This window comes from Chryseobacterium contaminans, assembly GCF_001684955.1.
In the GTDB taxonomy this organism is placed as follows: domain Bacteria; phylum Bacteroidota; class Bacteroidia; order Flavobacteriales; family Weeksellaceae; genus Chryseobacterium; species Chryseobacterium contaminans.
The window spans coordinates 1-16,019 of the sequence record NZ_MAYF01000068.1; the positions used below are offsets into that span (position 1 = coordinate 1).

Consider the following 16,019-nt stretch of genomic DNA (forward strand, 5'->3'; position numbering starts at 1 on the left):
AGCGTATGGGCAGAGTCAATATCTGGACTCAAACTTTAATGGTGCAGGCTACTTACAAACTGACTACAAATCTAAAAGCTACGATGAGCTGTCTAATATTAAGCTTTCTAACAATGCCTTGTACGCATTCGGAAGAGTAGCAATAGAGGATTATAAGTTCTATGAAAGTGGTTTTGGAGTCCTTAAACATAATCTTACTTCAGGATTGGATCCTACATTTGGAAATCAGGGGAAAGGGCATTATTACTTTGATTCTTATCATTCAGCCAATTCTACAAGGGATGTATATCCTTATGCTGACGGATCATTTTTAATTCTTTCAGACCTGGGGCTAACTAAAATAAATCAGAATGGGGTGCTGGATCCTGGTTTTGCCTTTAACGGAAAGCAGGAATTTGAATATGGACAGAAAAAATATACCCGTTTATTGGTTCTACCCAACAATAAAATTTATGTTTTCGGACAAAAAGGAGATGATCTGTATATTGAAAGATACAATCCTGACGGATTTTTTGATTTCTCGTTCGGAAATCAGGGTACCCTTACACTAGATGTAGGTTCCCTTGATATTATTAATGATGCTAAACTGTTGAATGACGGCAAGATTCTGATTACAGGATACAGCCAAAAACAGGTTAATAACAACTCTTCAGGAAATACGAGATACAATTTTATAAAAAAAATAAATCAGGACGGAACGCTTGACCCTGCTTTCAATTATGATAATATTCCAAGTATGTATGATAATCCGGGATACTTCAAAAAAATGCTCGTAGATGATTCTAATACTTATGCTTATATTATTAATAAAGTAAGTGAATGTGACCACAGAGTTTTAAAAGTTAACTTACAAACATTGGTGTCTTCAAATATTTTTATAAATCCTAGTGGAACTCCTTGGTTATGCAGCAACTTAAACCCTAAATATGTTATAAATGATATTATCCTTGATGGAAATAAGATCTATATTGCCGGAACTGAAAAAGTAAACGCCAATAACTCTATGTGGCTGACACGTTATAATTTAGACGGAACTATGGATACAGCTTTTGCTAACCAGGGGAAATTCAATTATTTTACTTACACAGGAAATCCGAACTCTCCCGTAGATGATATTGTAAACCTGGAAAGCATACAGTTGGCCTCAGATGGAAGCCTTTATGGCGGTGGAAGATTAAATAATGATTTTCTGGTTTTTAAAATTTTAAAATCGCTTACGTTGGATGTAAACGAAGCGAAATCAGATAAAACCAATATTCTCAGAGTATATCCCAATCCTGTAAAAGACCTTTTGTTCGCTGAAAATAAGAATCTTACAGGAAGTATTCAGATTTCTGTTTATGATATGTCTGGAAAATTGGTAAAAAAACAAAGTGTAGATTCCCGTAGTGAAAAAGTTTCTGTTGATCTTTCTGACCTGATATCCGGTAATTATGTAGTACAATATGAAGCTAAAAACTTTTCTCAATCTGTAAGGATTATAAAAAAATAACACAGCATGAAAAAAAATATAATATTTCTTCTTTTTTTAGGATTTTCCCAGCTGGGTTTTTCTCAACAGGGAGTTCTTGATGCCAATTTTGGCCTTGGACCATTCAGTTATGTTGAAAATGATAACGAAAAACAGATTTTGACAGCTATTGAATATGCAAATGATACTCTTTTTGCTGCAGGTTACACAGGTCCGGGAGTAGACGCCTCCTTACCTAATGCAGAAGGAAATTTTGTCCATAAAGACCGGTTCTTTTATTATAATGGTAAAAATCATAATAAAGCTTATATTTCTATTGGTGATGGAGGTTCCAGGGCTAATGCTATCAAACATTATGGAGCATATGTTTATCTAACTGGCTATTCAAAGGATAAAAACAATAAAAGTATTGCTGTAGTAAAGCTTCTTTCAAAAGATGCAAAGCTTGATATGTCACAAAATTTTAACAGAGACAGTAAGGTGATTACTGATTTCACAGATGACGATGAGGGCAATGCTATTGATATTAAAAATAATAAAATCTGGGTAGCCGGCAGGGCTGGGGATAAGTCTGTAATTGTCCGTTATAATCTAGCTAACGGTTATGTAGACAAAACTTTTAACCAAAAAGGATTTATGTTTTATCCTATTGGAACCCAGTCTGAGATTAAAAGCCTTAAAATTCTTGCGGATGATAAAATACTGATTGCAGGAACTACAAATAACGGAACTCAAACGGATTTCTTTATTACAAGGCTGAATCCTGATGGTACTTACGATTCTTCTTTTGGAACAAACGGTATTAAAACTATAGATTTCTTTGGACAAAATGATCATCTGAATGTGATGAAAATTTTATACAACGGTAAAATTATGCTGGGTGGCTCTTGTACCAGAACAATTAACAATATTGATATAGCATTGGTAAAGCTTAATGCAGATGGAAGTTATGATAATTCTTTTGGTGGAGCTGGAAAAGTAACTTATGATGAAGGAACGCAGGAGGATGTAGTGAATGATGTGGATGCTAAAGTAAATGCAAGTAATCAGGAGATTATTTATGCTATAGGATATAAAAAGCCCGGAGTATATAAAGATGTATTGTACAGAGAATTTGATTCAGATGGAAGTACATTGCCCAATGGGCCTGCGGTTAACAATTTGAGTAATTATGATGATTATCTGGTTGCAGGAGCATTTGGTGTTTTGCCTGCTGGGAGTTTTACGAGTCCGCTGACAATGTATGGCAATTGGTTTTGCAGGGAAGCTACGGGAAATTATATTCAGTTTAACAAGCTTGGCAATACTATGACAATGGTATCACCTGAATGTGGGGCTTCTTATGCTAGTTCAATAAGTAATATTAAAGTAAGAGCGGATGGTAAAATATATGTACTGTATCAGAATCAGCTGAAAAGATATCTGAACAACGGAACTCCTGATGTATCTTTTGGAAATAATGGAACCTTTACCGGCATGGCAACCAGCGAATTTGATTTGCTGCCTAATAATAAAGTAGTAGCTAATGTTTACATTTATGGAACCAATACCCAGAGGTATAGTGTTATTTTAGATGATAATGGTAAAATTATAGACAACTTCGAGTTTGAAAACCTGCCGGGAGCACACCAGAGGTATATCAATAAAATCATTTATTCTGCAGCCAAGAATAAAATGTATGCCTATTATTCTTCATTTGGAACCCAGTTTTCAAGTTCTGTGATGTGCCGGTATAATTTAGACGGAACCATCGATGGATCTTTTGCCAATAACAATAAATATATTTCTGTTACCCAGAGATATGGTTCGTATGATGCAGACTTGGATAAAGTAGATGTTAACAGCCAAAGAATTGTAACTGTTGATTTTACGACAGATAAAAAAATTATAAAACAATATAGTCTTGATGGTGATCCAATTGCAAGTTTCGGTAATGTGGGGACAGCTGAAATTGCTGATCCAAATCCAGCTTCTGGGTTCAAAAAAATTGTACTGGACAATTTAAATAATGTCTATATTCTTAAAAGTAAAAGTGAAAACTTTAATACCACTCTGCTCGTAGAAAAATATAATTCTTCAGGGATACTGGATACATCTTACGGAAATGGAGGTATTTTTGAATATGCATACAATTCTTCGGATTCTGATGCAACATTTTACTCCATTACGGTTCAGAGTGATAATAAACTGTTGATTTCAGGAAAACGCACAAAATTATTTACAGACAGTAACGGATATACGATAAGATTAAATACCAATGGAACTTTAGATACCACTTTCAGTGTCCAGAATGATGGGGTATTCTCTGATATGGAAGATGGTAATCCCAATGATTTCTTTGAAGATATCAGCGCTATGGGAATCACTCCCAATAATGAGATAATTATAGGTGGACTTAATAAGAACAGAAGTACTGGAAATATAATAACTTATACCGCTAAAATAAAAAAATTGAAATAAATTTATATATTAGTGGTTAAGTGGTAGGCTTTTTGAGTTGCCTGTTTTGATATATTTTTTACTATTTTAGCAGGTTATCCTTACTGATGGGAAATAATATCTGATGGAAGAGCTAAAATTTTTAATAATAAACACAGCAGTTAACGAAAATAAATGTATTCAATTATAGACATAGAAAGTAATGGTGCAGGTTATAGAAATGAATGCATTATAGATATCGCCATCTACAGATATGATGGGCAGAAAATTACAGATCAGTTTATATCCCTTGTCAATCCGGAAGGTGATATTACCCCCTTTGTTCAGAAGCTGACCAGTATTACCCCTAAGATGGTAAAAACGGCTCCCAAGTTCCATGAAATAGCTAAAAGAGTTATTGAAATTACCCAAAATACAACATTGGTAGGGCATAATATTGATTTTGATTACAGAATGCTTCGTCAATCATTTAAAAGGCTGGGGTATGATTTTAAAATCAATACATTAGATACTATTCCATTAGCTAAAAAATTGATTCCTGATGAGGTAAGCTACTCACTAGGAAAATTGGTGAAATCACTGGGAATTCCTCTGACTAATCATCACAGGGCCGATGGGGATGCAAGGGCAACTTTGGAACTTTTCAAACTTTTAATATCAAAAGATACTGAGAACGAAATTATCCAGAAGCAACACGAAGAAACCAATGCAAAAACCTATATCAATAAGATTAAAGAACTCACACAGGATCTTCCAAATGATAAAGGCTTTGTGTATTTTCAGGATGAGGCAGGAAGAATTATCTTCTCAGATTATGTTCAGGATATCAATAAGTTTTCAAAAAAAGTATTCAACTCAAAGTCCAAAAAATGGGAACAGGTTCAGAAAGATGCTGAACAGGTCAACTTTGAGCTTACCGGAACGGATATTATCGCTAAACTAATCCTGAATTCTAAAAATATTAAGAAAAAAGAAGTGCTGCCTTTCGGGCTTTATTACAGAAACAATAAATATGTTGTTGAAAAGAATAAGCTTAATAAAACAGAAAAGCCGATCCTTAAATTCCGGTCATTTACCCAGGGAACAAAAGCCGTTCAGTTTATTGGAGCTCACGAAGAATATAATGATGCGGCAGTATTGAAACAGAAAATAGAATTCAGAAAAAGAAATGAACTCTGGCTCGGTGCAGGAAGAAAGTTAGGCGAAAAATTATTTTTAATTATTGAAAATGGAAAGGTCGTCTCTTTTGGCTTTTATGAGCTGTTTACACAGATACAAACACTCAGTAAGCTTGCCAAATTAAAAATTGACCTCCAGCTGTCGTCAGCAGATTTGAACAATGAGCTGCAGTTAGCCCTTCTGCGTGGTGATTTTGAAACGTTGCCACTGCCTAAATAATAGAAAATGTAAGCCTTAGATTTTGATTAGAAAGAAGATGCTTTTCAAATCAATTTTCTCAGAATAAAAAATAAATAGTATTTTTGCAAAAAATAAATAGAAGCAATGCAAATTTTTAAACAAATAAAAACTGGAAAAAAGGGAGCTGTTAAGTTCTCTAAGGTTTGGAATATTTAAAAGACTTGTCTTGCATAAAAAATAATCAATGTGGCAGGCTCTTTTTCTAAGAATCTGCCTTTTTTTATGTTAAAATGAAATTATGAATTCACAAGAATTATTAAAGATCGCCAATGAGTTTGGCACACCAGTGTACGTTTACGATGCTGAATCCATCAAAGTTCAATACGAAAAACTTACATCTTCTTTTTTAAAACATACTAAGTTCTTCTACGCAGCGAAGGCATTAACAAACATTAATATCCTTAAGTATGTCAAGAAACTGGGTGCATCTTTGGATTGTGTATCTATTAATGAAGTCAAATTAGGATTAAAGGCAGGATTTCCAAAAGAAAAAATATTATTTACTCCCAATTGTGTTGACTTAGCTGAGATAGAGGAAGCAATGACATTCGGAGTTCATATTAACATTGATAACATTTCTATTCTTGAACAGTTCGGGAATAAATACGGAAATTCTTACCCTATTTTTGTTAGAATCAACCCACATATTTTTGCCGGAGGAAACTATAAAATTTCAACGGGTCACATCGATAGTAAATTCGGAATTTCTATTCACCAGCTTCGTCACATTGAAAGAGTGATGAAGAGTACCAATCTTAATGTTGAAGGACTTCATATGCACACAGGAAGTGAAATCAAAGATCCTGAAGTTTTCCTTCAGGCGTTGGATATCATGCTTGAGCTTTCTGAGCATTTTCCTAATCTGAAATATCTGGATATGGGAAGTGGGTTCAAAATTCCTTATCAGGATAGTGAGGAAGAAACAGACGTTAAAACACTGGGGAAAAAAGTAGAAAAAGTCTTAGGAGAGTTCTCAAAAACAACCGGGAGAAAATTCGAGCTATGGTTTGAACCAGGGAAATTCTTAGTAGGAAAAAGCGGATACCTTTTAGTAAAGGCCAATGTAATCAAACAAACTACAGCTACCGTTTTTGTTGGGGTGAATTCAGGGTTTAACCACCTGATCCGTCCTATGTTCTACGATTCTTATCATGCTATTGAAAATCTATCCAATCCAAAAGGAGCAGAAAGAATTTATACTGTTGTGGGAAACATTTGTGAGACGGATACTTTTGCATGGGACAGAAAATTACATGAAGTAAGAGAGGGAGATATCCTTGCATTCCACAATGCGGGAGCTTATGGTTTTGAAATGAGTTCAAACTTCAATTCAAGATTAAAGCCTGCTGAGGTTCTGTTCCTTGATGGTAAAGCCCACCTGATCCGTAAAAGAGACGAATTTGAAGATTTATTGAGAAACCAGATTGAAGTGGTTATTTAATCAATATGAAATAATAAATGAACGGCTGTCCTTTTGGATAGCCGTTTTTATTTAAAAAACTTGTGAACTCTGTGTGAAAATAAAAGCGATATAGATTTTATGAAAATTTACGAGTTTTTTAATACTATATCCTTATTAGTTCTCCTATTAATTAGCTAAATTTGATAGACTTAGGATATGTACATCCCGATCAACTCATAGAAAACAACTACCAAATCTATTAATTATGGCTAAAAACATAGCAGAGCAAATTGTTGAAATGCTCGAAAATGCCAATGTGAAAAGAATTTATGCAGTAACAGGAGACAGTCTCAATCACCTAAATATTGCGGTGAAGAAAAGCAGCATCCAATGGATTCATGTTCGTCATGAAGAAGTAGGGGCGTATGCCGCCGCAGCCGAAGCAGAACTTGATGGTCTGGCAGTATGTGCAGGAAGCTGTGGCCCGGGACACGTTCACCTGATTAATGGGGTATATGAAGCACACAGATCTCATGTTCCGATGCTGGTGATTGCCTCTACAATTCCCAGTGATGAAATGGGCATGGATTATTTCCAGGAAACGAACACAATAAAGTTGTTTGATGACTGCAGTTATTATAATCAGATGATTACTCGGCCTGAACAGGTACAGAGAACTGTACAGACGGCTATTCAGCATGCAATTTCCAAAAAAGGAGTAGCTGTAATTGGTCTTCCGGGAGATGTTTCAGAACTGGACGCACAAGAGGCAACTACCTCTGCTCAGATCTTTAAAACCAATCCTGTCATAAGACCATCAGATGATGAACTGAAAAATCTGGCTGCACTGATCAATGAAAGCAAAAAAATAACCCTTTATTGTGGGATAGGAGCCGCTGAAGCCAGTGCTGAAGTGATAAAGTTATCCCATTTATTAAAAGCTCCCGTAGGATATTCTTTCCGGGGAAAAATGGCCATTCAGCCTAATAACCCTAATGAAATAGGTCTTACAGGTTTGCTGGGGTTTCCTTCTGCCTATCATGCGATGCACGAAGCAGATCTTGTGATCCTTCTGGGCACAGATTTCCCTTATCAGAAGTTTATGCCGGTAAAAAATAAAATCGTTCAGATCGATGAAAGTCCGGAAAGGCTTGGAAGAAGGGCTAAGCTTGAATTAGGTCTTACAGGAGACGTTAAACATACCATTATGGCTTTGCTACCTTTGCTGAACGAGAAAACAGATGTTGACTTTCTCAATGAGCAGCTGGCTTTTTATGATAAAGTAAAAGAAAATCAATTTGAATATGTAAAAGATCCGGGAAAAGAAGATGCTATTCAGCCTGAATATGTAGCCCATACATTAGATAGGTTAGCTAAAAAAGATGCGATCTTTACTGTAGATACGGGAATGTGCTGCGTTTGGGGAGCAAGATTCATTACGGGAACCGGGGAACGGAAGATGTTGGGATCTTTTAACCATGGATCAATGGCTAATGCAATGCCAATGGCTATCGGAGCTGCTTTATCACATCCGGATAAACAGATTATTGCCATGTGTGGAGATGGCGGCTTATCGATGCTTTTGGGAGATATGGCAACTATTTTTCAATACAAACTTCCTGTAAAACTGATCGTCTTTAATAACAGAACACTGGGAATGGTAAAGCTGGAAATGGAAGTGGGTGGAATGCCGGATAACGAAACAGATATGATTAACCCGGATTTTGCATTGGTAGCCCAAGCCATGGGGTATCCCGGGAAAAATGTACATCAACCTGAAGAGGTAGAAAATGCCATTAAGGAATGCCTGGATTATAACGGGCCTTACCTGCTCAATATTTTTACCAATCCTAATGCATTGGCTCTTCCTCCAAAGATTGAGTTGGATCAGGTTCTGGGAATGACCAAATCTATGGCTCAGCTTATGTTGGGGGGCAAAATGGATGAGGTGCTTGAAACCGTTAAAAGTAATTATAAACATATCAAAGGTTTGTTATAACAGGGATTTTAAAAATTTCTGTAAACAAGATGTGAAATCTATTTTAGAAAACTTCATACATTGTGTGAAGTTTTTCTTTTTAGTAAGACATCTAAATATTTACCTTTGTTGATTAATTTAATGAACAAATCAAGCTATGAGAACGGTACTTTTATTTTTTGCCTTATTTTTTGTGAACTTTTCTTTTGCACAAGAGCTTGAAGACAGAGATGATTCCTTTATTGTAGAAAACAATAAAAATCTTTTTAAAATAGATATTAAAGAACCTTTTCTGCAGGTGGCTGTAAAGTGTAATGATTTTAAGCCGGCAGCTTTTGAAGGAGGAGCTTCAGCTTACAAAGATATCCTGAATAAATATATGTATACATACCTGAATGCAGATTTCTATACATTAAGTGGTGATTTTACATTTACTTTAATAATAGATGAATCAGGAAAGGTAATAGATGCAGTTGGAGCTCCAAAAGTTTTGCATAGTGAAGCCTTTTTCGATGATATGCAGTATGTAGTGAGAAGAATCAAAAAAAATTGGAAACCTGCAACCTGTAACGGGCAACCTGTAAAATCAGAAATGAAGGTAAAAATGAACTTCTCATCATTATCAGTAGATATGTAACCCAAAATCATGAATAAAAAACTATTAACCATTTTCTTACTTACTTTTACGTTTTTTGCTGCACTGGCACAAAGGCCGGCGATGACTGATTATCCTCCTGGTCAGGATGCTTATAAAGGCGGAAATATTCAGATGTTTAAAGATATCCAGGAGTATTTCACTAAAAATAAGCTTTCAGGATGTGACAATAATAACATAAAAGAAATGTATTGGGTAACCCTGAGAATTGATGAAAACGTTAAACCTGCATTAATAAGAAAAAAGAATGATATTGAAAGTGCAGAAAAAAACAAATGCGCTTATAATTTAATCGTAAAAGCATTGGGAGCGCTTAAAGATTGGCAACCTGCTAAAGTTGATGGTAAAAATATCACAGCATATACAGACTTTCCATTTATTCCTTCAGATTTTTTTGAAAATTACAAGGAGAACTATGACACCCGAAACTTCATTACTAAACCTTCTTTTCCTCCTAATGGAATGCTTTCATTCAGGGATGAAGTCAAAAAAAATGTACGCTCATCCATAGATTATGATTTTTATAATGTGAAGGGGATTTTTACCGTTTTCTTTACTATTGATACAGACGGCTCTACAAATGTTATTGATGTAGAACCTAAGGTCCCTAATAGCGAAGGATTGATTGAAGACATAAAATACGGATTTAAAAAAGTGAAACAAAAGTGGATTCCTGCCACAAAAAAAGGAGTTCCGGTAAAAGTAAACACCCGGGTAAACCTCAAATTTACTGACTATTAAATGCACTAACTAATAAGTATGAAAAAACACATTGCAATCCTGTTTCTGCTTTTGGGATTCATAGGATATTCACAACAGTCATCCCCGAAAGAAGATATACCAACTTCACAAGATGCAGAATTTCCAGGCGGAGATGAAGCCTTTACTAAAGAATTTCTACAAATGATTCATTCCTATATTGACTTGCGAAAATATGCCGTAAACGGAAAATTTGTTTTTGTCTTTGATGTGAATACAAACGGTAAAACAGAAAACCTGGATGTGCTGCCCAAAGTAAAGAATAGTGAGATGTTTATTGATGACATGAAGTTTGCTATTAAAAAAGTAAAAAAGAAATGGAAGCCTGCAATGAAGAATGGAGAACCTGTAGTTTCCAAGAAAATTATTAAAATCAACTTTACATCCGATCATTTTGATCACGGAGACTAATACTTATTGGATAAAGGAAAATCATGGCTCTTTACGAGTTTAACAGATCGTAATAATCCTCCTGCCATTCTGTCACAATATTTTGTATCTTTGCAGACTCATCTGTTCGTAATTTAAAATTCACGGAGTAATTTCTTGTGTTTTTAAATGAGAACCTTAAATTGATTATCGTGCAGGAAAAATATATAGACGAAACAAAACAGGGCGAAGCATTTGCTATTGCCGAAAGACCTGAGAATTCTAAAAAACTGTTTTTAGAAAGCTATGGTTGTCAGATGAACTTCTCAGATTCCGAAATTGTTGCCTCCATTCTTAACGAACAGGGGTATAATACAACAATGAAAGTGGAAGAGGCTGATCTGATCCTGTTAAATACATGTTCTATCCGTGAAAAGGCTGAGCAGACGGTAAGAATGCGTCTTTCCCAATTCAAAAATCTTAAGAAAGAAAAACCGAATATGACGGTAGGAGTTCTGGGATGTATGGCGGAAAGATTAAAAACCAAATTCTTAGAAGAAGAACAACTGGTTGACCTTGTAGTGGGGCCAGATGCTTATAGAGATCTACCGAACTTGTTGAAGGAAACGAATGATGGTAGAGATGCTATCAACGTAATCCTTTCCAAAGAAGAGACATATGCAGATATCAACCCTGTTCGTTTAGGCGGAAACGGAGTAACAGCGTTCGTTACCATTACGAGAGGGTGTGATAATATGTGTACTTTCTGTGTAGTTCCGTTTACCAGAGGAAGAGAAAGAAGCCGTGATCCGCACTCCATTATTGAAGAATGTAAAGACCTGGCGAATAGCGGTTATAAAGAAATTACCCTTTTAGGACAAAACGTAGACTCATACTTATGGTATGGTGGGGGCCCTAAGAAAGATTTTGCCAAAGCATCTGAAATGCAGAAAGCAACAGCCGTTAACTTTGCTCAGTTATTAGATTTGGTAGCCAAAGCCGTTCCGGAAATGAGAATCAGATTCTCTACATCAAATCCTCAGGATATGAGCCTTGATGTATTCAGAATGATGGCGAAGCACGATAATATCTGTAAATATGTACACCTTCCTGTTCAAAGTGGAAGCAATAATATGCTTGCGGCAATGAACAGACAGCATACCCGTGAAGAATATCTGGAACTGATCAGAAAAGCGAAAGAAATTGTTCCGGAAGTAGCTTTCTCTCAGGACATGATCGTAGGATTCTGCAATGAATCAGAAGAAGACCACCAGGATACATTAAGCCTGATGAGAGAAGTAGAATATGACTACGGTTATATGTTCGCTTATTCCGAAAGACCGGGAACTCCCGCTCATAAGAAAATGGAAGACAATATTCCGGCTGATGTGAAGCAGAGACGTCTTGCTGAGGTCATAGCCCTTCAGGGAGAACTTTCCAGAAAGAGAATGCAGTCTTATGTAGGAAGAGTTCATCAGATCCTGATCGAGGGAACTTCTAAAAAGAACGAAAACCAATGGAAAGGAAGAAACTCCCAAAATGCTGTTTGTGTCTTCGATAAGCTTGAAGGTCAGCAAATAGGTGACATTGTGGATATTTTTGTATATGATAATACCCAGGGCACACTTTTAGGGAAAATCACAGAATAAATATAAGTTTTGAAAGCGGTTTACCTTTTTACCTTATTTTGTTCTGCTTTCTTGTCAGGCAGAGAAAAAAATGAGTAAATATCCGGATACCGTGGGCGATATAGCTTTTGATGAAAAGTTGGATGAAGCAGGATTTAAAAAGTGTGGAGCCAGAAAAGAGAGGCATTTCAGTTTTCAATATTATCACGGACCCAAGATGTTCGGTTATAAAGGAGAAAAAATTGCTATTGAAGAAAAACTTAAAAAAGAAAATATATATTCAGAAAAGAAAGTCAACGGGTATATTACCGTTAGATTTTTAGTAAATTGTGAAGGAAAAACAGGGCTGTTTAGATCTAAGCATATGGATTCGGATTTGAAAGATGCTGTTTTAAATGAAGAACTGGAAAATAAGCTGTTGAATTTCACAAAATCATTAAATGGCTGGATGCCAAAAGAGATAGAAGGTTTAAAAGTAGATTACTATCAGTATTTAACCTATAAAATTGAAGATGGAAAAGTTTCAGAGGTACTACCTTAGCTTTTTGTTACTTATAGTGTACACCAATACTATTGCACAGGTCAACTGTAATGCAATAGAGGGTGAGGACTGTAAAAAAGCCTGTGAACTTTACAACACAGCTTCAGATTTACAGGGTTCCCGGGAATCTCAGGAAGACTTTGATAAAGCAATAGGTTTTTGTCCGGATTTCTCCAATGCTTATATGGAGAAAGCGGTACCTTATCTCAAAAACGGAGACTTTGCGACCTGGAAAATCCTGATTGATAAAGCGGTTGCATTAGATCCTAAAATGCATCTTGGCTACAGGGGCTGGTGTAAGTTTCAGTTTTTAAGAGACTATAAAGGAGCTATTCTGGATCTGGAGGAGCTTAAAAAATACTATCCGGAAGACTTGGGAAGGTCGCAGAACGGAGATTATAATCTGGATGTAGTGAAAGCTATGTCCTATAGTGCTTTAGGGCAGAAAGAAAAAGCAGCCGGAATTATCGAAAGATTACTGGCTACAAGAGGATATGTGAAGGGAATGTTCGATCATTACCAGCTGGGAGTTACCTATTTTGAGCTGGGAAGATATGATAAAGCCCTTGAGAATTTTGAAAAACAAAGCAAAGAATACAACTTTGCCGAGAATATATACTTTAAAAGTAAAGTTTCTAAAATTAGGAACAAAGATTATTTGGATTTGAAAATGTTAGCCTTAAAAACCTACGATGAAGGAAAGACTATGAAAGATGTCTATACTCATCATTTTAACAAAGTCTACAGACAGCAGATTGAAGAGCTGTAGAATAGTAACATTCAGTCAATAATCAAAAATTTACTTATGAGCAACGAGTTACAAAACATAAAAAACCGCTTCGGAATTATCGGGAATTTTCCGGCACTCAACAGGGCCCTGGAAAAATCGATACAGGTTGCCCCTACCGACATCTCTGTCCTTGTTATCGGAGAAAGTGGAGTAGGAAAAGAATTTATTCCAAAGATCATTCATTCAGAATCCAGAAGAAAACATCAGCCTTATATTGTAGTAAACTGTGGAGCTATTCCTGAAGGAACTATAGACTCAGAATTATTTGGGCACGAAAAAGGAGCTTTTACAGGCGCTACAGCCACCAGAAAAGGATATTTTGAAGTAGCAGACGGTGGAACCATCTTCCTGGATGAGGTGGGAGAACTTCCACTACAAACGCAGGTTCGTCTTTTAAGAGTACTGGAGAGTGGTGAGTTTATGAAAGTAGGTTCTTCACAGGTACAAAAGACCAATGTGAGAATCGTGGCAGCCACTAACGTTAACATGATGAAGGCCATTCATGACGGAAGATTCCGTGAAGATCTGTATTATCGTTTGAATACCGTTCAGATTGATATGCCACCTTTAAGAGAAAGAAAAGGAGATATTCATTTACTGTTCAGAAAGTTTGCAATAGATTTTGCAGAAAAATACAGAATGCCTGAGCTGGAACTGGAGCCAAGCGCCGTTCATTATATAGAAAACTACTCTTTCCCAGGTAACGTCCGTCAATTAAGAAATCTTGTTGAGCAGATGACTGTGGTGGAAAGGAACAGAAATATCACAGCTGAAAAGCTTGCAGAATATATTCCGATGGAAACCCACCTTCCGATGGTGGTAAACAATCAGAGTGCACCAAAATCTAGTGATTTCGGAAGCGAAAGGGAAATCATGTATAAGATTCTCTTTGATATGCGAAACGATATTAATGATTTAAAATCCTTAACTTCGGAACTAATAAAGAACAGAGGAACAGCAGATCTGAGCAATCATGAAAAAAATCTGATTAACAGAATTTATACTTCTGAAAACCAATCACAGCTCAATTCCGGCTCTTTACTGTACTTTGAGAATAATAATGATACTCCGTCTGTTCAGACTCCTACCATTATTTCAAATCCGGATGACAGTTACGAAGATGTTGAGGATATTGAAGTAGAAGAAAACAGACCAGAATCCCTCTCTCTTCAGAATAATGAAAAAGATTTGATTATCAAAGCATTAGAAAAACATAAAGGAAGAAGAAACAGAGCTGCAGATGAATTAGGAATTTCGCAGAGAACTTTATATAGAAAAATAAAACAGTATAATCTGGAAGATTAATAAAGCACAAAAAATAATGAATGTAAATTTAACACCTAAGCCGATTAATTTTAAATTAGGGGAATATATTAACAGAGGTTTCGAATTTTTAAAAAAGGATTTCGGAAATATTTTTGTTGCATTTTTAGTATGCATCGTTATGTCAATTATTCCTTTTTGCGGAATGCTGGCTATGGGTAATTTGTATAAATATCTTCAAAAACTCAATAGAAAGCAGCCTGCAAGTCCCGGAGATATTTTCGACTTTAAAGACTTTATGCCTTATTTTATTTTACAACTCATTATTTTTGGAGCTGTTTTAATCGTTTATATTCCACTGATTATTGTATTGGCATTAACAGGAGCATTCTCTGGAAATGATGATCCTAACCCGATGGCAGGATTTTTTATGTTTCCTTATCTATTTGTAGTAATGATTGCAATCTATTACTTTGCCTTAAAGGCCTTTTATATTGTTCCTTTAATAAGTCTTAAAGGAATTAAAGATATCAAAACAGCCTGGAATATTTCAAAAGTAATGACGAAAGGAAACCTTATATCAATTCTTCTTTTCGCATTCGTAGTAGGACTTTTAGCTCAGATTGGAATTCTTGCCTGTGGGATTGGCCTTTTTCTTACCATTCCATTTGTATATACTGCTAATTATTTTGCTTACGAAGATGCTATTCAACAAATTGAGTTTGATGAAATCACTGAAATTGGATCTAAAAATGAATTTTAAAATTAAAAATATAAGCCTGAAACAACCACTACTAATAGTGGCCCTCTTTGCTTTGCTGGGAGTGTTGAATTCATGCTATAGCTTTACCGGATCATCTCTTACAGACGAAAAAACGGTTCAGATTAATGAGTTTCCGAACAATGCCTCTCTTGTAAATCCGGCATTATCACAACAGTTCTCAACAGATATTCAAAACAGGTTTTTACAAAGAACTACCCTGAAAGGAACAAAATCAAATCCTGATATCTTGATAGAAGGAGAAATTTCAGACTATTCCATTACGCCTACAACAATCAGCTCCAATACGCAGACAAACCCCGCAGGTGGAGTGGTGCAGCAGGCTCAGAATAAACTTACAATTACCGTAAAAGTACATTATGAAAATAAAGTACACCCGGATTCCAGTTTTGACAGAACTTATTCGGATGAAGCTGCTTTTAACAGTAATTTGTCACAAAGTGATATCGAAAGCCAACAGGTAAAAATTGTGACTGAGAGAATTATTAACAAGATTTTTAACGACATTGTAGCGAATTGGTAAG

General features: G+C 35.8%; 14 protein-coding genes. All 14 read left to right on the top strand.

Features of this window, described 5'->3' with window-relative positions; genetic code table 11:
- A partial coding sequence (locus BBH99_RS05585; RefSeq protein WP_123873024.1) for a T9SS type A sorting domain-containing protein occupies positions 1-1,492 on the top strand: 1,492 nt, incomplete at its 5' end.
- A 6-nt stretch (positions 1,493-1,498) separates the two neighbouring features.
- The gene (locus tag BBH99_RS05590) at positions 1,499-3,931 is read left to right on the top strand and encodes a delta-60 repeat domain-containing protein (RefSeq protein WP_066693123.1); all 2,433 of its coding nucleotides are present in this window, start codon (positions 1,499-1,501) and stop codon (positions 3,929-3,931) included.
- 153 nt (positions 3,932-4,084) lie between these two features.
- Positions 4,085-5,308 carry a 3'-5' exonuclease gene (locus tag BBH99_RS05595; protein ID WP_066693126.1) on the top strand — a complete coding sequence of 408 codons (1,224 nt, stop codon included), beginning with the start codon at positions 4,085-4,087 and terminating at the stop codon, positions 5,306-5,308.
- Between the two features lie 259 nt (positions 5,309-5,567).
- Positions 5,568-6,770, top strand: a complete 1,203-nt coding sequence (gene lysA / locus BBH99_RS05600) for a diaminopimelate decarboxylase (RefSeq protein WP_185111048.1) — start codon at positions 5,568-5,570, stop codon at positions 6,768-6,770.
- Between the two features lie 226 nt (positions 6,771-6,996).
- Positions 6,997-8,730 (top strand): thiamine pyrophosphate-dependent enzyme, encoded by a 1,734-nt coding sequence (locus BBH99_RS05605; protein ID WP_066693131.1) that lies wholly within the window; start codon positions 6,997-6,999, stop codon positions 8,728-8,730.
- A gap of 136 nt (positions 8,731-8,866) precedes the next feature.
- Entirely contained in the window at positions 8,867-9,346 is a 480-nt protein-coding gene (locus BBH99_RS05610) for an energy transducer TonB (RefSeq protein WP_066693133.1), read from the top strand.
- Positions 9,347-9,355: 9 nt separating this feature from the next.
- Positions 9,356-10,105 (top strand): hypothetical protein, encoded by a 750-nt coding sequence (locus BBH99_RS05615; RefSeq protein ID WP_066693136.1) that lies wholly within the window; start codon positions 9,356-9,358, stop codon positions 10,103-10,105.
- Between the two features lie 18 nt (positions 10,106-10,123).
- A complete protein-coding gene (locus BBH99_RS05620) occupies positions 10,124-10,534 on the top strand; it encodes an energy transducer TonB (protein ID WP_066693138.1) in 411 nt (136 codons plus the stop codon).
- 170 nt (positions 10,535-10,704) lie between these two features.
- On the top strand, positions 10,705-12,141 hold the full coding sequence (gene miaB, locus BBH99_RS05625; RefSeq protein WP_066693141.1) for a tRNA (N6-isopentenyl adenosine(37)-C2)-methylthiotransferase MiaB: 1,437 nt from the start codon (positions 10,705-10,707) through the stop codon (positions 12,139-12,141).
- 70 nt (positions 12,142-12,211) lie between these two features.
- Complete coding sequence (locus BBH99_RS05630) at positions 12,212-12,661, top strand: hypothetical protein (RefSeq protein WP_083188755.1); 450 nt, start codon at positions 12,212-12,214, stop codon at positions 12,659-12,661.
- Positions 12,633-13,430: a tetratricopeptide repeat protein gene (locus BBH99_RS05635; protein WP_066693145.1), complete on the top strand. Its 798-nt coding sequence runs from the start codon at positions 12,633-12,635 to the stop codon at positions 13,428-13,430. Before BBH99_RS05630 ends, BBH99_RS05635 begins: the two co-directional genes overlap by 29 nt.
- A gap of 36 nt (positions 13,431-13,466) precedes the next feature.
- The gene (locus BBH99_RS05640; protein WP_066693148.1) at positions 13,467-14,756 is read left to right on the top strand and encodes a sigma-54 interaction domain-containing protein; all 1,290 of its coding nucleotides are present in this window, start codon (positions 13,467-13,469) and stop codon (positions 14,754-14,756) included.
- Between the two features lie 16 nt (positions 14,757-14,772).
- Positions 14,773-15,477, top strand: a complete 705-nt coding sequence (locus tag BBH99_RS05645) for a hypothetical protein (protein ID WP_066693151.1) — start codon at positions 14,773-14,775, stop codon at positions 15,475-15,477.
- On the top strand, positions 15,467-16,018 hold the full coding sequence (locus tag BBH99_RS05650; RefSeq protein ID WP_066693237.1) for an LptE family protein: 552 nt from the start codon (positions 15,467-15,469) through the stop codon (positions 16,016-16,018). Before BBH99_RS05645 ends, BBH99_RS05650 begins: the two co-directional genes overlap by 11 nt.
- Position 16,019 lies beyond the last annotated feature (1 nt).